Source organism: Neptunicella sp. (assembly GCF_048268085.1).
Taxonomy (GTDB): Bacteria; Pseudomonadota; Gammaproteobacteria; order Enterobacterales; family Alteromonadaceae; genus Neptunicella.
In genome coordinates, this window is sequence record NZ_JBLWWF010000006.1 from 71,970 (window position 1) to 94,282 (window position 22,313).

The following is a 22,313-nucleotide window of genomic DNA, read 5'->3' on the forward strand; positions in this document are numbered from 1 at the left end:
TAATTATCCCCTCGTAGCTCGTAGCTCGTAGCTCTTAGCTCGTAGCTCTTAGCTCTTAGCTCTTAGCTCTTAGCTCAAGTATCAAGCTTGTTTATAAATAATCAAACAAGCTTAACTGGGTTACCCGGGCAAATGTTGATTGAGCGGCTTGCAGTGCGTTTTCCTGCTTACTTAGCTCAGTAACCGCTTCGGCATAATCCACTTCATCAATAGAACTTCTGGCCAGTTTGTTACTGATTTCCAGGTCAAGATTGGACTCATATACCGATTGCGCCACATTGAGTCGGCCACCAACAGCCGAATTTGCGTCAGCCAGCGTTTTTAATGCGTTATCCATCCCTACTAAAGCATCGGCGGTCGCCTCGGCAAAATCACCATCAGAAATATTCTCGTCAGTTAATGCCAACATTAAATCGTTTAACGTTTCAGCGATATTTTTTTTCTGTGGTGCTTGTAGTTGAAAATCAACAGTGTCACCTACCGCACCATCAATATTGAATTCCATTCCTTTAAAAACAAAGGGTTCGCCAGCGGTATAACTGAATGTTCCCAAATTGGCTCCGGTGCCTACATTATCAACCGAGACCTGATCACCGGGCGCTAATATCGTAATTTGAAAATCATTATTGGCCGGAGTAACTTTGTCATAATTACTTTTATGAAAAAAATCATGGGCGTCTTGCTGGGTAATTTTAACATTAGCACTGGTGGCGGTGGAGCCGGTGACTTCAGTTTTTAAACGCGCTGCCACATCTTCAAATACCGCTTTACCGGAATCACCATTTTTAACGGTGACCGAGGGAGAGATCTGAATCTCATTCTGGCCATCATCACCGACAAAATTATACTTATTACCCGGTGAACTGGGGTTGTATTCAAAAGCGGGAGTGTGAGATTGATAACCGGCAAAAATATACTCACCTTCAGCGTTTCGGCTATTCATTAAATCGAACACTTCGTTACGGATCTGCTCAATCTCGATACCAATCGCGGTACGATCTTCATCGGCCAAGATTCCGTTGCCCGCTTGAATAGTCAACTGTCTGGCACGGTTCATCGAGCTGTTCAAACTGCGCATCACCACTTCTTCTTGTTCAAGTGAGTTAACCAGCAAGTTATTGTTTTCCTGATATTGGCTCAGTTGATCCAGTTTTTCGGTTAGTCGAATCACTTGCGAAGCCCCGACCGGATCGTCGGAAGGACGCAATAATTTTTTACCTGAAGAGAGTTGCTGTTGAACATGGGAAAGCTCGCGCTGATTATCCAGCACCCCTTTAATACTCATATCATACAGCTGATTAGTCGATATACGCATGATTCATTACCTCACTGCACTAAGGATGGTATCAAACAAGCTTTGCGCGGTACTAATCAACCTTGCCGAGGCCGAATAAGCTTGCTGGAAACGCATTAAATTAGCCGCTTCTTCATCCAAACTCACTCCAGACACAGACTCAAACCAGCTGGTTGACTGATCTACCAACGCTTTAGCGGCCTTAGCCTGCACATCAGCAGATGCGGTTCTCTCACCCACTGTCCCAACTAATGAGGCATAGGCTTCATGGAAAGTCAGCAAATTAGTGGAGCCGCCACTGGCATTCGCAGTCCGCCGCATGGTATCCATGTTTTGCAGATCTGCCATCACTAAGCCATTACGGTTGTCGTCAAAACCATCCGTATTATAACCAATAGTAAAGCTATCGCCGGGTTTGGGAACGCCCTGCAAAGTTAAATCATAGCCGGGGTAATTATCTAGCGCTGGTGGACTCCAGGCTGCGGGCCAGCCCGCAGTTGACGCCCCTTGTTCCAGCAAGTTTTCTAGACTTACCGCTCCACTGACGGTGGTGATCACCGTGCCAGCACTATCGCGAATTTCATAGCTGTCTGCGGCAGTAAAAAAGATTTCAGCCGGAGCACCAACCGTACCACCGGGCGCTGCACCGGGTCCCTGGATGCCGCCCGCACCATCAAATGCCGAAGCCGTTGTGGTCGTAAAAGCATTATCCACATTGGTGTTGGTCACACTGGTGGATACCAGTGTCGCATCACCGAGATTATTAATATCCGATTCCACCCGAATCGGTGAGGCAAAGGCGATATCCTCCGGTCTGACAATACCGACCTCGATTTGATTAGCGGTATATTTAGTGGGTTGTAATAAAAATTGGTCGCCACTTACATAACTGGCCCCATCCGGTATTTCAATTTCAAGGCCATCCATTATTGATACCCAGGTGCCGCCTGCCGCCTCTAAACCGGTATAGCTCTGGGTTTGCGGGTTGCCACTAATGTCTAACACCGGTGTACCATCTGGATTTAACAAATTAACCGTAATATCTACCGTATTGGGCACCCCCGCAGTAACATTATCAATGGTAATTTGATAATCCTTACGAGTTAGCTGACTGGCTTGTCCTTCTGCAACTCGACCATTCAAGCCCAATGTCAACGATGAGTTATTGGAGTAATTCAGTGCCTGAAACTCCGGTAAATTAAACACATCGGTACCTAACTGCCCATCGTAATCCATACCATAACGGTTTTGCTGGTTAACCGAATCGGCCAGTGCAAGAGCAAGTTGGCCCATTTGTCGTTGTGCATCGGCTAAAATATCATCCCTAAAATTAAATAAACCGCCGATACGGCCACCAACAGAGTTTTCAGCCAGATTAATCGTGACGCCACGACTGCCATTTTGCAGTTGTAAGTTTTTTTGCTTGGCATCCGGCTCACCATTAATTTCAAACACATTAAAAGTGCCGTCTTGCATCACTAATGATTGGCCACTTTTTAAATTCACTAACGTGGAGCCATCTTCATTGGTGCGCGTGGTAATATCCACCATCTCTGCCAACTTTAATATGGCATTATCCCGCTCACTAATAAGCGCCCCGGGCACATCATGTTGATTACGGTATTGATTGATGCGAATGCTATTATTCAGATCTGCGATATTTTCAATCAAATCGTTAGCATCTTGGGTTAACGAATTAAATTCCAGATTTAATTCGTCTTCTTTGTAGCTTAAAAATTCAGAGAGTGAGTTAAACCGCCCTAATAATGAATCCGCCTGCCCCAATACTAATTGTCTGGCAGCCATATTAGTTGGCTCATCAGCAGCAGTCTGCATCGCTTCAAAAAAACGACTCATGCTGGTTGCTAAACTGCTGGCATCACTGGCAAAAATATCATCCAACTGCGAGGCTCGATCATGATAAGCGGTATATTCGGCATAAGATGAGGTATCCCGACGTAACTGATTCTGCGCAAAAACATCAAGAATTTGACTCGTGGTGCCTTGGCCTACTCCACCGGTTAACTGCGCAACAAAACTGGTACGTTCACGGATATATCCATCAGTATTAACGTTGGCAATATTATTACCGGTTGTTTTTAACAACTGGTTTTGTGCATTCAAACCACTGGAGGCAATGCTGAGTAAATCTGAGCTACGTATCATCGCTACTCTCCGTCAATTAGGCTAAGTAACAACATCATCTTATTTATCCATCAATGCATGTTGAAAAGTACTACTACCCAATACGCCCAGCACTTTATCTGCGTAATTTGGATCCGTGGCATAACCAGCTTGCTGTAAACGACTAAAATATTCGGCCGGTTGTTGGGCCGATTCCACTGCATCGGAATAACGACCGCTGTGACTGACAAACTCCGCATAATCACGCATTGAGTCTTCAAACGATCCATAAGCGCGAAACTGTGCTTTATGTTGCTTGGCCTGACCATCTGTGTATTCGAGGGTATTCACTAAAGTACGGTCGCCTTGCCAACGTTGATCCGCCTTTATACCAAACAAGTTATGTCCATTCTGACCTTGTTTAGAATGGATCATGTACTGCCCCCAGCCGGTCTCAACGGCCGCTTGCGCTACCATGGATTTGGGATCCAGATTAAATTCTTCAGCCACTTTGTTGGCTAGCGGTAATAACTGTTGAACAAAGTCTTGTTGGCTGGCGAAAGCCGGCTGTTTAATGCCGAGTGAAATTTTTGCAGAGTAAGCAGATGATGACGCATCATCTGTTTTTGTCGGTGGCTGCAAAGCGGGTAAATTTGCGCCATTGCGCAACACCGATGCCGGCACAAATCCAGCTTGATGACCTAGTTGCTGCTCAATCATCTTGGCTAACCCGAGACTCCCTTTACTGGCTAAATCGACGGCTAACTGCTGGTCATGCATGTCTCGATAAAACTTGACCTGTTCAGAATTGAACGGGCTATCTTTATCTACCATGACATCTTCAGCTTTACGCATTGATTTAAGCATCATCTGAATAAAAATAGCCTCAAACTGTTTGGCTGCTTCACTTAATGCTTCGGGATCGTTTTTACGAACCGCCTGACGTAATTTATCCAGCCCGCCAATATCATTAACATTGCGGGCTTGCTGGAGTTGTGATTGAACTTGGTTAAAGTCTTCCATAATCGGCCTAGATCACCACCAATTGGCCTTGTAATGCACCGGCCTGACGCAACGCTTCAAGTATTGCCATCAGGTCACCTGGCGCGGCCCCCACTTCATTCACTGCCCGAACTAATTCATCAAGAGTGACCCCGGGATCAAACTTAAACATGCGTGAATCGGCTAAATCCACATCCACCACTGACTGCCCTGTCACTACGGTATCGCCCTGAGCTAAAGCATTAGGCTGTGACACATCGGTATTTTCGGAAATAGTCACGGTTAAGCCGCCATGGGTAATCGCAGCAGGTAATAAGCGCACGTCTTTGCCAATAACAATAGTGCCGGTACGACTATTAATAACCACTCGAGCTGGGGCATCGGCAGGAGTAAATTCAAAGTTTTCCAATACGGCCATAAAATCCACCCGTTGACCTATTTCTCGCGGTGCAGAGACTCGCACAGACGCAGCATCAATAGGAGTGGCAATCCGATAACCTTTGTCCGGGTCGGCGCCCAAACGCTGATTAATGGTATCTGCCAAAATTTTGGCCGTAGTAAAATCCGGATAATTCAGATTAAGGGTTAAATAATCATTGGCACTAAAACCGCTAGGTACCGCGCGTTCAACTATCCCACCATTGGGGATCAACCCTACCGTAGGAATATTATTAATCACTCTGGAGCCATCAGCCCCTTCAACACCAAAACCACTAACCACTAAACTTCCTTGCGCAACGGCATAGATTTCACCATCCAGTCCTTTTAGGAAGGTCTGTAATAACGTGCCACCATTTAAGCTTTTTGCTTCGCCCATGGACGACACCGTAACGTCAACTTTTTGTCCTGGTTTCAAAAAAGGCGGCAAGGTTGCGTGTACCGCAACAGCAGCAACATTCTTGATTTTAGGCTTTAAGCCACTTGGCATCATAATGCCGAAATTGGACAGCATGGTACGGAAGCTTTGTTCGGTAAACGGGCTTTGTTCCCCCGTTCCCGGTAAGCCCACCACTAGACCATATCCCACTAACTGGTTACTGCGTACACCTTGTATGGTTGCCAAATCTTTGATCCTTTGCGCACTGGCAAAGGGCGATAGCAACAAACAAAAGCAGGAAAATAGGGAAACCAACGTCTTCATCATAGTCTCCTAAAAAGGCCACCATTCGGAGGTAAAGAAACGTGTTAACCAACCTTGCTGTTGAGCATTAGCAAAATCACCGGTGCCACTATATTGAATCCGAGCATTAGCGATTTTGGTTGATTGCACTTCATTTTGCGGACTGATATCTGCCGCGCGAATAATGCCGGTTAGACGAATGTATTCGTCACCATTGTTCAGGGTGAGCCATTTTTCGCCTCTGACCACCAGGTTATGGTTGGCCAATACTTGCACTACTGTCACAGAAATATTGCCGTTTAAGCTGTTACGCTGATTCGCTTGAGCATCACCCTGAAATTCATTACCGGCATTTAAACCTAGCTGCACCGACTGGCCGCCGATATTAATCGGATTGCCGCCCAATCCAGTGGTCGGTTGTAAATCCACCGAGGTATCTTTACTAAAATCCGTTGTAGCAGACTTGCTGGCACTGGTATTTTCACTTAATACCACGGTGATAATGTCCCCTACCCGTCTGGCTTTAACATCTGAATAAAGACTGTTTGCCATATCCGTCTGAAACAATGAGCCGTCAGCACCAATTTTATGTTGTGGCATTTCCGGAATAACCGGCGCATAAAAGGGATCATTGGGTAACGTTTCCCGCACTGGTGTGCTTTGGCAAGCGACCACCAAAATCGACAGAATAAGTACCACCAGCGTTTTCATCACATCACCCATTAAAGTTGTTGAATAACCTGACCCAACATTTGATCCACCGATGAAATCACCTTGGAGTTCATCTCGTACAAACGTTGGCTTTCGATTAAATTAACCAGTTCTTCGGTAACATTGACGTTAGATGTCTCTAATGAGCCTTGCACAATTGTGCCTAATCCCTGCAAACCGGGGATCCCCTGAATAGGCGCACCACTCACTGCGGATTCCAAATAGAGATTCTGTCCAATCGGCTGCAAACCGGTAGGATTAATAAAATTAGAAATGGAGATTTGTCCCAAGATGACCGGATCGGCCTGACCTGGAACCGTGGCAGAGACTTGTCCGTCTTGCGATATCGTCAACTTTTGCGCATCTTCGGGCACCGTAATATTCGGCTGTAACACAAAACCGGCGCCAGGAGTCACTATCTGACCAGTATCATCCAATGTAAACTGACCATTGCGGGTATAAGCAATATTGCCATCTGGTTGCAGTATTTCGAAAAAACCACCGCCCTGAATCATCATATCCAGTGAGTTTTCCGTGGTAATCATATTACCTTGGGTAAACGCTTTTTGCGTTGCAACCACTTTACTGCCGGCCCCAAGCATTAAGCCTGAAGGTAATTCAGTATCAGCCGATGAACGGCCACCGGGTTGATTTATATTTTGATACAGCAAATCTTCGAAAATCGCGCGACTTTTCTTAAATCCAACCGTACTGGCGTTAGCCAAGTTATTGGATATGACTGACACATCAGTTTGTGCCGCATCGAGTCCGGTTTTGCTTATCCATAATGCTGGATGCATTACTCACCTCCAGTTAAAACTGCTGCACGGCAACGTCGCCGCATAATTTTCAATTCACGCCCTGACCAATTCAGCAAAGGCAACCTGATGAATTACAGTATCCTCATCATGTTGTTACCCTGAGCATCTAACTCACTAGCTTTTTTCATTAGCTTCACTTGCATTTCGTAATGACGCTGCAAACTGATCAAATTGACCATCTCTTCAATAGGATTGACATTGCTGTTTTCCAGCATGCCGGTTCGCACTTGCACATTGGCATCAGCCACGGCGATCGCCCCGTCTTTTTGTCGAAACAATCCGTCCAATCCCCGCTCAATATTTTTATTGCCGGGATTAACCAGTTTCAGCCGGCCAACTTCTTCCTGTACATTCGCTGGGGCTCCCAACGGCTGTACCGAAATAGTGCCATCATTAGCAATGCTGATATTGGATAGTGGTATAGGCAATTGCATGGGACCACGGTCACCAATAACCGGGTTGCCACTAGAGTCAGTTAACATGCCATTTTGATCGACGTGCAAACTCCCCGCACGGGTATAAGCTTCATTGCCTTGCTTGTCATTGACCGCCAACCATCCATCACCTTGCAAAGCGACATCCAGATTGCGACCAGTTTGAATCATGGCTCCCCCTTCGTAATCATTGGTGGGAGATTCTGTCATGGCAAAAACCCGGGTGGGCAAGCCTTCACCAAAGGCCGGCATTGCCCGCGCTTGCTCAAGCTGAGCTTTAAAACCGTTGGTTTGGGCATTAGCCAAATTATTGGAGCGCAGCGCCGTTCCTAATAAGTCCTGACTGGCACCACTACTGGCGATATAAAGCATTTTATCCATGACAATTAATTGACTCTAAGAAACCTTACTGTTTAGAAAGCAATTTTGATGCCATTAAATGTTGGGTTATCAATGAGGCGTGAACAAAAACGATTCAGTGGCGGGTGATCGACTGTAGAGGATGGGATAAAAACAAAGACCACCTTGCGGTGGTCTTATCAATCACTGTCGTAATCAGTTCAATTAACGGATATTCAGTACTGTCTGATTCAGCTGGTTATTGACTTCCAGTGCTCTGGAGTTAGCCTGGAAGTTACGCTGGGCAATAATCATATCAATCAATTCCGACGTCAGGTTAACATTAGCCTGTTCCAGCGCCGATGAATTGATATCCCCAAAGGTACCAGTGGTGGCTTCACCAGCGAGTGCTTCCCCGGACAAAATACTTTCTTGCCACTGGGTATTACTTTGCTGGGTTAACCCCTGATCATTGGCAAAGCGTACCAAGGCAACACGAGTAATCGGCTCTGATGTACCATTCGAATAAGTGGCACGTACCAAACCATCCGGACCAATATCAATCCCGGTTAACCGTCCTACCGGTAGGCCATCTTGTTCCAAGGAGGTGACTTCAAAAGGCGAAGCAAATTGCGTAATTTCGTCAGGAGTCGCATTACCACTATCTAATACAAAATTAGTTGTAATTGTCTGCGTTGCATCTGAACCATTAATTAAAGGAGGGTTGCCTAATGCTTCACTAACAATATTTCCCGTAGATAAAGAAGTTCCATCTGCACTTTGCATATCAATGAAATCCCCACCACTGGAAAATAACAATCTAAATCCTGCTACCGCATTCCCGGAAGTTTCACCTACCACGTTGGCACCCGTAGCTGGAGGGGCGACGGGAGCCAATTCATCCCCGCCCATACTGTTAATAGGTTCATCATCAATATACGTCACACCAACCCACTCATTGGTATTATTCACGTCTTTCATAAAGTAATAAGTCATCACATGACTATCACCTAAAGAATCATAAATAGTGATTGAGGTTGCTGCGTTATAGGTCAGTGGATCGGCCGGATCAAATAAATCTGGCTCTACAGGGTCATCCCCAGCAGGTAGATTGAACTTCGGTGACACTTCAGTGGTTTGTTGTGGTGACCCGGAAGAATCAGGAATTCGCACCGGTACCGTTGTACTTAGTGCCACTGATGAAGAAGTACCATCACTATTGACAGGAAACCCCATCAAATTGTCGCCATTAGAATTTACCACGAAATTGTTTGAATCCAGTTTAAACATACCGGCACGGGTAAAAGAGAAATCTCTAGACGCGGGTTCTGGTGTTGTGGCAAAAAAACCATTACCGGTAATCGCCAAGTCCAAAGCATTTTGAGTAAATTGCAAACTGCCCTGACTAAACTGTTGAGCGACTTCCTGGGTTAACACCCCGTCACCCACTTTGGTTTTCCCCCCGGCCAATAGAGATGCCGCATACACATCACCAAACTCAGCGCGGGATTCTTTAAATCCGACGGTGTTAACGTTGGCAATATTGTTGGCCGTTGTATCCAAATCTTTTTGCGCGGCATTGACACCACTTAATGCAATATTAAAAGACATCGCTTATTTCTCCTCGTTAACTACCAATCTCTAATACATCTGCCAGCTTAATGCTTTGTTCGCCTTGCAGATTGAGAATAATCCCCTGACTACTAGAAGCCAGGCTGACACTGTCAACATGCCGATGCATGGCAGTGACTAAATCGGTTGATTCACCACCGACGGTGGCATTGGCCTTGACGGAATATTTGCCGGGCGGCACAACATTGCCATTCTGATCCGTTCCGTCCCAATTAAATTCAATATTGCCAGCAGCATGATCACCTACGGGTATCACCTTAATGGTTTCACCATAGCTATTTTCAATTGTGATCTTCATTGAATGAGAAGCTTGGTCTGTAATCACCATACCACTAATATTGCCACCTTCTTCTAATACGCCCTGATTACCTTGAACCAATACATTCTGACCAATTAAACTGGAGGCTTGTAAGGCCTGATTTGAGGTCATCGAAGCGGCAAAACTGTCAAACTTGTCATTTAACTGTGACAAACTGTCTGCCATAGTGAACTGGGTCATCTGGGCAATCATCTGATCATTATCTACCGGTTTGGTCGGATCCTGATTAGACAGCTGTTCAGTTAACAGCGAGAAAAAGTCTTCCTGAGACAACTTACCGTTATCATTGGCTTCAGGCGTGGTTTCTTCCTGCCAATAATAGTTATTGTTCAGTCCAGTATTATTAACACTATCGACCATGACTTACCCCTTACTGGCCTTGGCCAAGTTGTAATACCCGACGGAAAATTCGCTTGGTGGTATCAGTAACCTGAACATTGGTTTCGTAGGATTTTGAAGCAGAAATCATGTCTGCCATTTCCTCGACAATGTTCACATTAGGCTTGTAAATGTAACCATCTTTATCAGCCATTGGGTGGTTTGGATTAAACTCAATTTGCAATGGTTTAGGGCTCTCGACCACCCCCAAAACCTGCACGCCTACGCCTTTCATTTGATCATCCGTGGCTTTTTGCATTTCAGCGGCAAAAACCGGATGACGAGCTTTATAGGTCGCATCGTAACTGCTGCTGACACTATTGGCATTGGCAATATTACTAGCAACGGTATTCAATCTGACGTTTTCCGCACTCATGCCAGTTGAAGCGATTTGCATTACATTGAAAAGACTCATCCGCCTTGTCCTCCACCGATAGCTTTTTTCATACCTTTTATTTTTCCATTCACAAATTGAAGCGTGGCTTGATAACGCATACCTGTATCCAAAAACTCATTACGTTCGACTTGTACATCCACATCGTTGCCATCCCCCGTATCCGGTTGTAAAGGAGAGCGAAACATAACACCGTCAGTGGACTGCATTTTGGCTTGGATATGTTTTTCGTTAGTCGTGGTCAGGCTGTGTCCCCGCTCGTATTGAGCGCTTTGCATAGCTGTTTTGAAATCAATGTCTTTGGCTTTATAGCCGGGAGTGTTCGCATTGGCTAAATTACCGGCAATCATTTCCATGCGGTCATTGCGCACGTTTAATGCTTTTTGATGGAAGCCAATTAATTTATCGAGGCTAATTGCCATAGTCGTTCTCCTGTTGATGGAGAATTAAAAGCAATTGCTATGCCAAATTAGTGAATAAAGTTGAAATGATGTTTAAAGGTATCAGGTAAACTATTGTTTTTTAGAGTAATACATTCCAGGAGAGCAACGATGCAAATTAAATTTATCAGATAGTCCCGTCATCGATTCTGACGCTCCGACCATTAAAATGCCGCCTGGCTGCAACCCTGCGGCAATTTGCTGCAAAATTCGGGTTTTTATTTCGGCCGAAAAGTAGATCAAAACATTACGACAAAAAACCAGATCGAATTTACCTAGTGAAGAATAGGATTCAAGCAAGTTAATCGGTTTAAAACTGACCAAATCGCGAACCGGTTTAATTACGCGCATTTCCCCGTTATCGGCATTTTCAAAAAACTTGGCTCGTCGTTCCGCGGATAAGCCTCGTCCTAAAGATAAGTTGTTATATTCTGCTCGTCTGCATCGTTCCAGCATATCGCTCGAAATATCCGTACCAATAATCTGCACGCCTCCAGGGAACGCGCCGGGTTTAGCTTGCATATATTCATGGATGGTCATGGCGATTGAATAGGGTTCCTGACCTGAGGAACAGGCTGCCGACCATATACGGATAGGAGTCCGTCTACCGGTAAAATTATTCAATAATTGATTTTTAAGAATTTCAAATGGATAAGTATCACGAAACCATAAGGTTTCATTGGTGGTCATGGCATCGATCACAGCGGCATTTAATTGCCGATCCATGCCTCGGGTAAACTTAGCCAGCAATGTCGATAAACTATCAAGCGAATGTTTGGCAACTAACGGGGTTAATCGGCTACGAACTAAATACTGTTTATTGGCACCTAAGACAATACCGCACTGCTTTTCTAGATAGTCACAAAACTCTTTATAATTCTTAGCATCAAAATCATTCGTTGACACGTAAGTTCCTTATCAATTATCAAGCCCTAGCCATTTTTTAACTGCCGAAGCTAATTCATCAGGGTGAAATTTAGCGATGAAATCATCCGCCCCAACCTTTTTAACCATGGCTTGATTAAACACTCCACTTAGCGAAGTATGCAACACAATATGCAAGTTTTTTAACTCTGGTGAATTTTTAATTTCTGCGGTTAAGGTGTAGCCATCCATTTCTGGCATCTCTATATCCGACACTAAAACGCCCACTTGATCGGTTACATCGCCGGTTTCAGCCGCAATTTCTTTAAGTCGATTCAGTGCCTCCAAACCGTTTTTCGCCATTTCAATTTTAAGGCCAAGTACGGTTAAGGCTTTTTTAACCTGATTACGGGCTACCGATGAATCATCGGCAATAAAAATAATTTTATCTTTGACGCTACTCACATCGAGGTTAGCCGTCACTGAATCACTTACGTCAGTATTGATCGGGGAAATTTCATGTAGAATTTTTTCCACATCCAGAATTTCAACTAATTCGTTATCAATTTCAGTCACCGCAGTTAAGTAACTTTTCTTACCTGAGCCTTTTGGGGGGGGCATCACCGAATCCCAATTGATATTGATAATGCGTTCGACCGAATCCACTAAAAATCCCTGAATAGAACGATTGTATTCGGAAATAATGATAAAGCGCTTATCCAGCTGGTCGATTTGTTTACCGCCAGTGGCCATACTTAAATCAATTACGGATATAGTTTGGCCGCGAATATGAGCGATTCCACGCACAAAAGGATTCAATTTTGGCATTGATGTTAAAGGTGGGCATTGCAACACTTCCCTGACTTTAAACACATTAATGCCAAAACGTTGGCGGCCATTTAACTTAAATAGCAATAACTCTAATCGGTTGGCACCAACGAGTTGCGTACGCTGATTAACTGAATCTAGAACTCCGGCCATTAATTACTCCACTATCAATCAAGTCAGGCATGAATATTGCCTTTGTTATATTAATACAAATTAATACAGTCAATTCGTCCGAATTATGACACTAAGATACACGAAATAGTGTTTAAGCATAGTCAAAGTGAATAAAGTGAGCATGAAAAAGATATTAATTAACATAAGATTACTAAAAACATTCGTCTTCACATTAGTGTTTATCGGCCTTAATTGCCAAGCTTTAGAAGATTTTGACCCACATAAAAAAATTATGCAGTTAGGTGAAAATTATGTGATGCAGCAATTATCCAACGGCAATGATGAGCATATTTCCGTCACGGCCATGCCGATTGATGAACGAATCACAATCCCCGAATGCGCAGCACCTTACACCGTATCCGCGGCGCCCAATGCATTGCAGCAAGCCAACATTACCGTAAAAGTAGCCTGCGCCGAACAAGACTGGTTTTTATATTTTATTGTTAAGGTATCCCAAACCCAACCGGTGGTAATTGCCACGAATGCCCTGTCACCAGGAGCCATTCTCAGCTCTGATGATGTTGAAATGGTACAAATGGATAAAAGTTTATTACGTAGTAGCACCTTCGCTAATGTGAATGATATTATTGGCGCTCGCTCAAAACGCAGACTGACATCAGGGCAACCCATCACCCCGAACCAACTTTGTTTTATCTGTAAAGGCGATGAAATAACTATTGTTGCGCAAGGTCCCGGCATTCAAGTCAAAGCCAGTGGTGTTGCCCAACAAGACGGCAATATTGGCGAGCAGATTCAGGTAATAAATGATCGTACCAAGCGGACAATTAATGCTCAGGTGGAAAATATTAACCAAGTGATCGTCAGGCTATAAATTGAACAATTTTAATGCTATAATACTGCCTTAAAACTAATTAAGATTTACTTTGAATTCATATATTTATACAGTGTGGTTAAATTTTGTTAAAGTATCTGAATTCACAGCCGATAAGCTCATAGAGGTTTCCTTTAAGTAGCAGGTTAAGACAATGTCAATGAACGTAAATAACAACAATGTGCCTAAGCCACATGTAGATAGTCAGAAGCTGCAACAGCAGCAAAATCAGTCTACGGCACAGGCTAATGCGCAACAGGCCAAGCAAGCAGTTGCACCTAGAAGTGATTCTGTATCACTCACGCAGTCTGCGCAACAGCTTACCCAATTGCAGAAAAAAGGCAGTGATACACCTTCGGTCAATCAGGAAAAAGTTGATCGTCTTAAAAAGTCGATTCAAGCGGGTGATTATAAGGTTAATCCTGAAAAACTAGCCGAGAATATCTCCAAGTTTGAATCCGCACTCTTCGGTATCAAGTAATTTATGAATGACGGGCTTAATAAGGCATTTGTTACTCAACAACAGCAACTGGAAACCTTAAAACTAACGCTGGAAGCCGAATTAAGCCTGATAAGTGCCCGTAATCCTGATGCACTAATGAAACTACTGGAAGAAAAAGAACAACTCCTTAACGACATTGCCGAACAAGATCGAACCATCGCTAATTTATATCAGCAACACCAACCCTCTAACGACGAAATTCAACCCGCTGTCACTATCATTGACGAGTTATTAAACGAGTGCCGCTACCGTACCGAAATTAACCAGCGAGCCGTAGAACAAGGCCAATTAAGATTAGCGCATTTACGCAATGTAATTGTTGAATCACGCGCTAAAGAGTCAATGACCTATGATAAAGCCGGTCAGACTCACAGCGGTAAAAAAGGTAAAGGGGTAAGTGCTTAGGCAACATGTTGGCATAAGTTCAATATGGTTTTTTGCCAGATTTGAGATTTAATAATAGTCGACTTTTTTAATCCGTTTCGGCCTAGCCGTAGACAGGTAGATGTCATAAACCTTTTTAAAATCCAGCTCCAATTCAGTCACATAAGTATCCTCATCCACCGCGTAAGCCTTAACGACTTGAGCGCCACGGATCACTCCCTGAATCGATGATTTTAAGCCGTTATCAGATAACACTAAATTGGATAATTGTTGATTACCTTCAATTTTTTGACCGTAAACCTGTTCGGTTAGCTCTCTGTAAGCATCTAATTTAGACGCCTTGATAGCCTGAATGGTGCGTAAAGAAACACTTTCACCATGTTGAGCGGAAATAGGAGCATAACCTACAGCGCGAATCACCGGATAGTTATCTGGCTGGACGTATTCCCATTCAACATTCTTGTCAAAAAAGGTAGAACAACCACCTAACGTCAGTGCGACTGCAGCAATAGCTAACTTAAATGACTTCATCTGTATTCCTTAAATCGACTTTTTGTACTCGATGCCAGCATCAAACTGTGGTGTATGTTCTGGCTTGAATTATTCAACTCACCCAAATAATAAAGCAATATCCATACCTGTTTAATCCAGTGTGTGAAACATTTCCCGCTAATAATACAAATAAGGTACGAAAAATGCTTATAACTACCCCAATCAGTGTCACAAACTACATTAGGTATCATGTTAGGAATGACTGTCAAAAATATGACTCACAAAATCAGGCTATCTTTACTACTGTGCATAATAACCAGTTTACCCTGTCAGGCTGTTTGGTTTGAAGCCAGTGGGCAATCCATTATCGTAAATGGCAATACACAGTTAGCCCGTCAGGAAGCCACCCAGGAAGCGATTAAACAAGCCCTGTTATTCGCTGGCGCATCGGTTCGCAGCGTGCAAAAAATGGCTAATGGTTTATTACAGGATGATCGCTTTGAAATTCGTGCCAATGGTGACGTGGACAGTATTGAGTTAATCAATGAACAATTGAGTGGTGACATTGTCACTGTATCAATACGTGCCGATATTTTTCCGAATAAAATTCAGTGTCGTGCCGCCGACTATAAAAAATCCATTGCAACCGCCTGGTTTCCAATTCAACACCGTCAACAAGCGTTAACTGGTGGGCTATTTGATCTTGGCAAAAGTGTTGCCACCAAATTGCAGCAAGAGTTTGAACGCTATGCCCAGCACAGCCATATTACTCAATTGGCCGGTTTTTATTCTAGTAGCGAACATATTAATACCGATGCGGCGATACAGTTTGCCGCCCAGGCAGATACTCAATATGCCATGTTTAGCACTATCACAGAGTTAAGTGTTGATCCGCCTTCAAGTAACGGTTGGAAATTTTGGCAAGATAACTACCCTCAACGGCATTTTGGCTTACAGGTTACGCTGTTTAACGGCACCACCGGTGAGCAAATCTTCAAACAACAATTTGATACCAGCGCCACTTGGGACTTCCCTATCCAGGAACAACTCGATCCGGCTAGTAACCGTCTATGGACGTCAAAATTTGGATTACAGGTCAGTAATTTACTGCAGGATATTAGCCAGCAGATTGATGAAAGTCTGAGCTGTATGCCAACCTTTGGTCGAATATTACGGGTCAAAGATGAAAAGATCAGTATTAACCTTGGCAGCCGCGATGGGGTTAAACAAGGGGATGAACTAAGCTTGTTCCAATTGGAACAGTTTTATGATCGAAGTGGCAATCAGCATTATCAGTACCGTATTCATCCGGTTAAGCTCGAAGCCAAGCAGGTATTTAATGATACCGCCCTACTGGAGTCAAACAGCGAAGAGCCTTTAGCCAATATTCAACCTAACGATTTTGTGTTACGGCGCTAAAATATCTAAACAGCAAAAATGACCGGGTTTAGGTTGTCACTTAAACCCGGTTTTTAGTATAGTTGCCGCGCTTAAAAATCTGCGTCCCCTTGGCACAGCTGGATAGCGCAGCCCCCTCCTAAGGGGCAGGTCAGAGGTTCGAATCCTCTAGGGGACGCCACTTTCAGCCTTAATCTCACCTAATCCTTAAATAGCCATTCGCTACAAAGCCTGAATCACATTTATTGATACATATCCGGCAGGTTATCTTCAAACAACGTATAAGGATCGGCGTAAAACTGTTTAAAGTTGTCGGCACTGGGATGCCCCACAAAAGGAGCGTAAAAGTGCTCTTTATGTTCGCGCTGTTTATTAGCGTTACGCCAAACCATTAAGTAAGCAATCTGGCGGGTGGTCTCATTTTGGGTAACCACATCTAAAATCCGATTAGTCCAATACTGATTATCTTTAATGCCATCCCATCCCCCTTCACTGACCGCAGGAAGTTTATGCTTTTGCTTGGCAATTTCGACGGTATATTCCAAGGTACGACGAAAATTATCTTTCTGTTGTTCAACACTGATATTTTCATCTCTGCCTAGATCGATATAGGTATCAATGCCCAGTACATCAACATAATTATCCCCCGGATAACCGTATAGATAATCTGCCTGATAGTTATCCAAATTAATCCGGCTGCGATCTGGCGAGTAAGCATAAATTAAATTATGTACGCCTTGAGATTTAAGATAGTCCACAGTAAAGCGCCACAGAGCGATATAGTCCTGCTCGGCGGTATGTCCCTTGCCCCACCAGAACCAGTCACCGGTATGCTCGTGCCATGGTCGGAAGATAAGGGGAATACTCACCTGCTTGCCTTGTTTATTAGTCACTTTAAGTTGCTGGTTAAACGCCACGAACGTATCAAGGTATTGCTTAAACTTTTGATGAGCTTTACCACCGGGAATAAGCTGTTGCACCGAGGCATTTTTATGCCATGAATTTTGGCCAGTCACCGGATCAAACATGTGCCAGCTCACGGTATTCACCCCTCCACGGAGATAGACTTGCTTCATCCAGCGTTGCATATTGGCAAAGTTAACCTTATCCAAGTTTTCTTTTTGCCCCATGCCCAATCCACCTAATTCCCAGCCATATAGCGCAGGAAAGGAACCGGTTACATCCTTAATGTCAGAACGACCTTCTTCGCCTTCCCAATTGACCCCATAGGCTAATGTATCCTGATGACCGAATAGCATATGTTGATCTTTTATCCGGTACAAATTAGCTAATAAGGCACGGGTCTCGGTGCTGGCTTGCGGATCAACCATATTATATGACTGCGCGGTTTTATCAGTCTGACTGACAGCAGCCATATCTGAACTACATGCAGACGATAATAAGGCACAGATAGTGACGACGAAACTGCGCCCCAATAACTTATTTTTTATATTCATCAATTTACCTCTAATAATTAATCTGAACTGGATCGCCCAAGCGGATCCCAAATAGGTGAGTATTTATATCAAGAGTTACCTGTAAGTGAAACTATGCTCGGCCGTGATCACAAAAAATGCCGATTATGTTATACCCCTATTTACTGGCTAATATCAGCAATAGGATACCAAAGCGCTTCACGATCAAGTGGCGTTAACTTGGGTAATATAGGGTTGGTTAATTTAAATATCGTCCGCTGTGACAAGTTAGCTTTATCGATAAGAGGCTGATGAACCTGCAAAAACAACTTATCAAACTCTCCGTTGGCCAACGCTTTTTCCATGCCTGAACGGATAATATTGGCCAAAATAACATTCTTCTTATTCACAAAAAAATACATGGCGGTGGGATAATAAACTGCTAATTTTTGTTCTATCTCGATAGGGAAATCCGCTTGACTGTTTTCCAATTCCGGCCATATTTCTACAATTGAACGCGGGAACAAATCCGCCTGATCCTGTTTAAGTAAATCAAATAAACCGGGATAATAAGGCGCAGTCATGACCTCAAAACCATTGGCCTGAAATATTTTGGTATCTGGCCAATCTCGCCCTTGTACCAACGTAAAATCACGCAAACCGGCCAACGTAGCAACTCGTTGTATATCACCTACATTTGTGGATTTAATCAAAAACAGGCGTAAGCCAATCAGTCCTTTAAAAATCGGGATTCTGATTGGCATTAATTGTGATTCACGATTACTGTCAGTCATACTCCACAGCACATTAATCTCACGTCCAGCAGCCAAACTGCTCAGCGCTTTACCTTGCTCCATGCGGCTAACAGATTCACGAAGTTGAAATTTCACTCCAGTTTGTTGCAACGCCAGTTTCAACATCGCAATGGGATACTCGTTACGCTTATCGGCTTCATTAATCGGTCGCGGATATACTACATCCCACACTGCAGCATGAGCGACTATCGACAAACTTAACGATATGGAGGTTAACCAGAGAGTTACTTTCATGTGGGTTACCTGTATGACTAGCTGATCTTTTTGTCTTTGTCTTTTACGATGGCGACAATATGCGTCACATCATTATTATGCATTTGCATCGTATAAGAGATTGGACACTCTAGTTTTATCTCACCATGGCTATCATAAAAATGCCAAATGATTTTGCAAAAGATAAAATCATTGGCCAGTTTCATCACATGTTGCACTTCCAATTCAACGCTCTTAATTCCTTGCTGTTGATAATTTTGAATAGCATCACTCACATATTGACGAATTTGCGCCCGATCAGTAAACACCTGCTTATCTTGTCCTTCCATCACGATCGCCGGCACATTATAGTGCTCCGCTAAATCATCGACATTCTGTTGGTTAAAGGCTTGGGTATAGCTGGCAAAAAAGTCGGTAATATGCATATTTTACTATTCCTTTATTCAATCCCGATAAACTTGTGAGTTTGCAACGACAAACGCCAGTTTCTGGCAATACAGGTACTGACTGCCAGTTCAGTTGCACGTTTTTGTTGACTGATTGGCTGTAGATAAATTAACACATCTTGTGAATGCTGCTGACGCTGTAATAAGGTATCAAGTTCATCAATATGTTTCGACATCGCTACCGGATGTTTAATTTCATTGGCCAATTGCAACACTTGATCAAGCACTTCATAGCCGCCCTGCATATTAATTTTAGGTGACAAAGTGATCCAGCTTTTCGGATTCGCTTTAACTTCGAAGGTTCCACTGGTTTCAATTTGCACTGAATAGTCAGCTGCAAGTAATCCGTCTGTCAGGCCATGCAAATCATACATACAAGGTTCACCGCCGGTTATAATAACGTGTTTTGCCTGATACTTCTGTTGGGTAAACAATGTTAATAAATCATCAGTATCACATGTAAACCAATGATCGGATTCATTATTTTCAGCCATGGCTTGGGCAGCGGAAAGCTGTTTGTCGGGATCCACCGTCCAGGTATGCTTGGTATCACACCATGAACATCCAACCGGACAGCCCTGCAATCGAATAAATATTGATGGCACACCGGTAAAAGCCCCTTCACCCTGAATTGACTCAAACACTTCGTTGATCTTATAGCTGGTCATATTTTCCTGTATCATTAGATAAACTGAACTCCGCATTGTTATCTACGAAAAATTTCGTCACCAAGTGAGCATGAATAAATATTTGAAGTGTTGATATAACTCATTTATTTCAACACTTGTTATTCCGAGTTCAGGTTATAGATTAAAATCCCCAGTATCTTAGCAAATTTCTTTTCGGCGTGATGGTAAAAAGGCACCTTAAATGACACAAAAAGCGGTAGTAATTTATTCCGGTGGTATGGATTCATTCACTGTTCTTAATAAAGTTATCCAACAAGGTTATGACGTACATGCCTTATCTTTTAATTATGGCCAAAAACATAGTAAAGAACTCGAATATGCGGCGAAGGTATGCCAAAAGTCGGGCATTTCACATAAAGTAGTGGATATCAGTGCAATTAACTTCTTGCTGGCAGGTTCTGCCCTAACCGACAATATTGACATGCCTGAAGGACATTACGAAGCTGCCAATATGGCACAAACCGTCGTACCTAATCGCAATATGATCTTATTATCATTAGCGGTAGGTTATGCTGTATCGATAGATGCTAAGCAGGTTTACTACGGTGCCCATGGTGGCGATCATGCCATCTATCCTGATTGCCGTCCCGAGTTTGTACAAAGAATGAATGATGTGTGCGCGATTGCTAATTATGAAGCGATTGAAATCGTCACACCTTATTTGCACAGCAGTAAAACCGAAATATTAGCCGATGGCTTATCGATGCAATTGGAGTATGGCGATACGTGGACTTGCTATAACGGTCGTGAAAAAGCTTGTGGAAAATGCGGGGCCTGTCAAGAGAGACTGGAAGCCTTCACCGCAAATGGATTGGTCGATCCTTGTCAATATGAGAGCTAACCCCACGTTGGACTTTTACCGACATGACAACTAGGCTTTTGAATTGATAATTATGCTGTTATTGGGCTTGTCATAATCACGATCTAAGCCCTTCAACAGCATAATATCGATAGCCGTAATTCTACTTACCAACAATCCATAAGGATTAAATGATGCCAAAGTTTGTCATAGAACGTGAAATAAATGGCGTTGGTAACCTGGCTGCAAGCGAATTTCAGGGTATTTCCCAAAAATCATGTGGTGTGTTGAAAGAAATGGGACCACAAATTCAATGGTTAGAGAGCTACGTTACTGACAATAAGACATACTGTGTATACATTGCCCCCGATGCTGAAACAATACTGGAGCACGCGAAAAAAAGCGGTTTTCCAGCCAACAGTATCTCGGCGGTTCGCAGTATTATTGATCCCACCACTGCGGAATAACTAACGCCAACACTGAACTGGCAATACGCTTCTATTGCCAGTTCGCTTTCATTTTACTGGGTAACGAAGTATTCCAATTCACGAATAAAATGCTTCAATACCGGATTCATTCGAGTGTTCTTGCCGTTCATCACAAATAGCTCGTGGTTGAACGCAAACTCATCCCCGCCCAAGGCAACCAACTCCTGAGAATAGTCTTTACCTTCAACAAAATAATCTGGCAATAAACCAATATACTCACCGGTTAAAATCCCCGATAAGCACGATTCAAAAGAGTCAGAAAACGTTTGTATCGCCATCCGTCGTTCATTACCAATATAATTTGACGGTGACATCCCCGTAATGCCAATGGCGGGATAATCCGGCATATCAATTGACTCAGGCAACGCATCACCATATTTGGCTAATGGATGCGTTTTAGCACAATATAGGCGGCCACTGCATTTGTAAGGCAATGGATGGAAAATAATCGATTCCGGTTTAACCATGTCGTAGCAAGACACCACCAGATGGCACTCACCGGATAACGCGGCATGTTCGACTTCATTGTATAACCGTGTTTGCACGTTAAAATGAATATCTTCAAACTTGTTCATGGCGGTTTTAACTGATTTACTCACCGCTGCCAGCACGTTCATCGGTAACCCTGACATCAATACAATGGTGAGATGTCCCGAATAATCATCGTGCAAACTTTTCAGGTTAAAAACGAAATTATCAAAGGCATTAAAAATACGTTTGGTTTCCTGAAAAACCACTTCGCCTTCTTTGGTCATCTGGAAGCCACCCCGCCCCCGATGACACAAAATAAGATCCAGTCTTTCTTCCAATTTTTTAATCGCTGCACTGATATTAGGGCGCTGCATTCGTAGCACCGGTTCGGCAGCAGTAAAACCATTACATGAGGCAACAGCAAAAAATACCCGCAATAATTTTATATCTGATTCTTGTAAGCGGTTAAGCATGATCCACGACCTGCGTTTTATT

General features: G+C 43.5%; 25 protein-coding genes and 1 tRNA gene. 7 read left to right on the forward strand and 19 right to left on the reverse strand.

Annotated features, from left to right (window positions below):
• Window positions 1-91: 91 nt before the first annotated feature.
• From flgL to ACTD55_RS06430, 13 genes are all read right to left on the reverse strand, one after another.
• Window positions 92-1,315 carry a flagellar hook-associated protein FlgL gene (gene flgL / locus ACTD55_RS06370; RefSeq protein ID WP_438863483.1) on the reverse strand — a complete coding sequence of 408 codons (1,224 nt, stop codon included), beginning with the start codon at window positions 1,313-1,315 and terminating at the stop codon, window positions 92-94.
• 6 nt (window positions 1,316-1,321) lie between these two features.
• The gene (flgK, locus tag ACTD55_RS06375) at window positions 1,322-3,460 is read right to left on the reverse strand and encodes a flagellar hook-associated protein FlgK (RefSeq protein ID WP_438863484.1); all 2,139 of its coding nucleotides are present in this window, start codon (window positions 3,458-3,460) and stop codon (window positions 1,322-1,324) included.
• Between the two features lie 39 nt (window positions 3,461-3,499).
• A complete protein-coding gene (gene flgJ, locus ACTD55_RS06380; protein WP_438863485.1) occupies window positions 3,500-4,441 on the reverse strand; it encodes a flagellar assembly peptidoglycan hydrolase FlgJ in 942 nt (313 codons plus the stop codon).
• 7 nt (window positions 4,442-4,448) lie between these two features.
• Window positions 4,449-5,561: a flagellar basal body P-ring protein FlgI gene (locus ACTD55_RS06385; RefSeq protein ID WP_438863649.1), complete on the reverse strand. Its 1,113-nt coding sequence runs from the start codon at window positions 5,559-5,561 to the stop codon at window positions 4,449-4,451.
• A gap of 9 nt (window positions 5,562-5,570) precedes the next feature.
• Entirely contained in the window at window positions 5,571-6,251 is a 681-nt protein-coding gene (gene flgH / locus ACTD55_RS06390) for a flagellar basal body L-ring protein FlgH (protein WP_438863486.1), read from the reverse strand.
• 11 nt (window positions 6,252-6,262) lie between these two features.
• The gene (flgG, locus tag ACTD55_RS06395) at window positions 6,263-7,051 is read right to left on the reverse strand and encodes a flagellar basal-body rod protein FlgG (protein ID WP_438863487.1); all 789 of its coding nucleotides are present in this window, start codon (window positions 7,049-7,051) and stop codon (window positions 6,263-6,265) included.
• A 92-nt stretch (window positions 7,052-7,143) separates the two neighbouring features.
• Window positions 7,144-7,887: a flagellar basal-body rod protein FlgF gene (gene flgF, locus ACTD55_RS06400; protein ID WP_438863488.1), complete on the reverse strand. Its 744-nt coding sequence runs from the start codon at window positions 7,885-7,887 to the stop codon at window positions 7,144-7,146.
• Window positions 7,888-8,070: 183 nt separating this feature from the next.
• Complete coding sequence (flgE, locus tag ACTD55_RS06405; protein ID WP_438863489.1) at window positions 8,071-9,456, reverse strand: flagellar hook protein FlgE; 1,386 nt, start codon at window positions 9,454-9,456, stop codon at window positions 8,071-8,073.
• 16 nt (window positions 9,457-9,472) lie between these two features.
• Window positions 9,473-10,156 (reverse strand): flagellar hook assembly protein FlgD, encoded by a 684-nt coding sequence (locus ACTD55_RS06410; protein ID WP_438863490.1) that lies wholly within the window; start codon window positions 10,154-10,156, stop codon window positions 9,473-9,475.
• A gap of 10 nt (window positions 10,157-10,166) precedes the next feature.
• Window positions 10,167-10,589, reverse strand: coding sequence for a flagellar basal body rod protein FlgC (gene flgC, locus ACTD55_RS06415; protein WP_438863491.1), 423 nt, complete (start codon window positions 10,587-10,589; stop codon window positions 10,167-10,169).
• A complete protein-coding gene (gene flgB, locus ACTD55_RS06420; RefSeq protein ID WP_438863492.1) occupies window positions 10,586-10,990 on the reverse strand; it encodes a flagellar basal body rod protein FlgB in 405 nt (134 codons plus the stop codon). The genes flgC and flgB overlap by 4 nt, the downstream gene beginning before the upstream one ends.
• Window positions 10,991-11,080: 90 nt before the next feature.
• Window positions 11,081-11,914 carry a CheR family methyltransferase gene (locus ACTD55_RS06425; protein ID WP_438863493.1) on the reverse strand — a complete coding sequence of 278 codons (834 nt, stop codon included), beginning with the start codon at window positions 11,912-11,914 and terminating at the stop codon, window positions 11,081-11,083.
• 12 nt (window positions 11,915-11,926) lie between these two features.
• On the reverse strand, window positions 11,927-12,853 hold the full coding sequence (locus tag ACTD55_RS06430) for a chemotaxis protein CheV (protein ID WP_438863494.1): 927 nt from the start codon (window positions 12,851-12,853) through the stop codon (window positions 11,927-11,929).
• A gap of 142 nt (window positions 12,854-12,995) precedes the next feature.
• Between ACTD55_RS06430 and flgA the strand changes: the two genes are divergently transcribed.
• The 3 genes from flgA (at window position 12,996) to flgN (ending at window position 14,613) form a co-directional block, all read left to right on the forward strand.
• Window positions 12,996-13,706 carry a flagellar basal body P-ring formation chaperone FlgA gene (gene flgA, locus ACTD55_RS06435; RefSeq protein ID WP_438863495.1) on the forward strand — a complete coding sequence of 237 codons (711 nt, stop codon included), beginning with the start codon at window positions 12,996-12,998 and terminating at the stop codon, window positions 13,704-13,706.
• Window positions 13,707-13,860: 154 nt separating this feature from the next.
• Window positions 13,861-14,187, forward strand: coding sequence for a flagellar biosynthesis anti-sigma factor FlgM (gene flgM / locus ACTD55_RS06440; RefSeq protein ID WP_438863496.1), 327 nt, complete (start codon window positions 13,861-13,863; stop codon window positions 14,185-14,187).
• 3 nt (window positions 14,188-14,190) lie between these two features.
• Window positions 14,191-14,613, forward strand: coding sequence for a flagellar export chaperone FlgN (gene flgN, locus ACTD55_RS06445; RefSeq protein WP_438863497.1), 423 nt, complete (start codon window positions 14,191-14,193; stop codon window positions 14,611-14,613).
• Between the two features lie 48 nt (window positions 14,614-14,661).
• Here flgN and ACTD55_RS06450 read toward each other — a convergent pair whose 3' ends face one another.
• Window positions 14,662-15,123, reverse strand: a complete 462-nt coding sequence (locus ACTD55_RS06450) for an LPP20 family lipoprotein (protein WP_438863498.1) — start codon at window positions 15,121-15,123, stop codon at window positions 14,662-14,664.
• A 219-nt stretch (window positions 15,124-15,342) separates the two neighbouring features.
• Here ACTD55_RS06450 and ACTD55_RS06455 point away from each other — a divergent pair, with 219 nt between their 5' ends.
• Window positions 15,343-16,503, forward strand: coding sequence for a flagellar assembly protein T N-terminal domain-containing protein (locus tag ACTD55_RS06455; protein WP_438863499.1), 1,161 nt, complete (start codon window positions 15,343-15,345; stop codon window positions 16,501-16,503).
• 83 nt (window positions 16,504-16,586) lie between these two features.
• Window positions 16,587-16,663: transfer RNA gene (locus ACTD55_RS06460), tRNA-Arg, on the forward strand.
• 61 nt (window positions 16,664-16,724) lie between these two features.
• Here the strand turns inward: ACTD55_RS06460 and ACTD55_RS06465 are convergent.
• The 4 genes from ACTD55_RS06465 to queE all read right to left on the reverse strand — a co-directional run bounded on the left by ACTD55_RS06465 (window position 16,725) and on the right by queE (window position 20,039).
• Window positions 16,725-17,939 carry a glycoside hydrolase family 26 protein gene (locus ACTD55_RS06465; RefSeq protein ID WP_438863500.1) on the reverse strand — a complete coding sequence of 405 codons (1,215 nt, stop codon included), beginning with the start codon at window positions 17,937-17,939 and terminating at the stop codon, window positions 16,725-16,727.
• A 140-nt stretch (window positions 17,940-18,079) separates the two neighbouring features.
• Entirely contained in the window at window positions 18,080-18,946 is an 867-nt protein-coding gene (locus ACTD55_RS06470; protein ID WP_438863501.1) for an amino acid ABC transporter substrate-binding protein, read from the reverse strand.
• Window positions 18,947-18,963: 17 nt separating this feature from the next.
• The gene (locus ACTD55_RS06475; RefSeq protein WP_438863502.1) at window positions 18,964-19,350 is read right to left on the reverse strand and encodes a nuclear transport factor 2 family protein; all 387 of its coding nucleotides are present in this window, start codon (window positions 19,348-19,350) and stop codon (window positions 18,964-18,966) included.
• A 14-nt stretch (window positions 19,351-19,364) separates the two neighbouring features.
• Window positions 19,365-20,039 carry a 7-carboxy-7-deazaguanine synthase QueE gene (queE, locus tag ACTD55_RS06480; RefSeq protein ID WP_438863503.1) on the reverse strand — a complete coding sequence of 225 codons (675 nt, stop codon included), beginning with the start codon at window positions 20,037-20,039 and terminating at the stop codon, window positions 19,365-19,367.
• A gap of 202 nt (window positions 20,040-20,241) precedes the next feature.
• On the opposite strand from queE, the gene queC reads away from it, so the two are divergent.
• Both queC and ACTD55_RS06490 read left to right on the forward strand, forming a co-directional pair.
• Window positions 20,242-20,901, forward strand: a complete 660-nt coding sequence (queC, locus tag ACTD55_RS06485) for a 7-cyano-7-deazaguanine synthase QueC (RefSeq protein ID WP_438863504.1) — start codon at window positions 20,242-20,244, stop codon at window positions 20,899-20,901.
• Window positions 20,902-21,053: 152 nt separating this feature from the next.
• On the forward strand, window positions 21,054-21,326 hold the full coding sequence (locus ACTD55_RS06490; RefSeq protein ID WP_438863505.1) for a DUF4242 domain-containing protein: 273 nt from the start codon (window positions 21,054-21,056) through the stop codon (window positions 21,324-21,326).
• Window positions 21,327-21,379: 53 nt separating this feature from the next.
• Here the strand turns inward: ACTD55_RS06490 and ACTD55_RS06495 are convergent, their stop codons facing one another.
• Window positions 21,380-22,291, reverse strand: coding sequence for a LysR family transcriptional regulator (locus tag ACTD55_RS06495; protein ID WP_438863506.1), 912 nt, complete (start codon window positions 22,289-22,291; stop codon window positions 21,380-21,382).
• Window positions 22,292-22,313 lie beyond the last annotated feature (22 nt).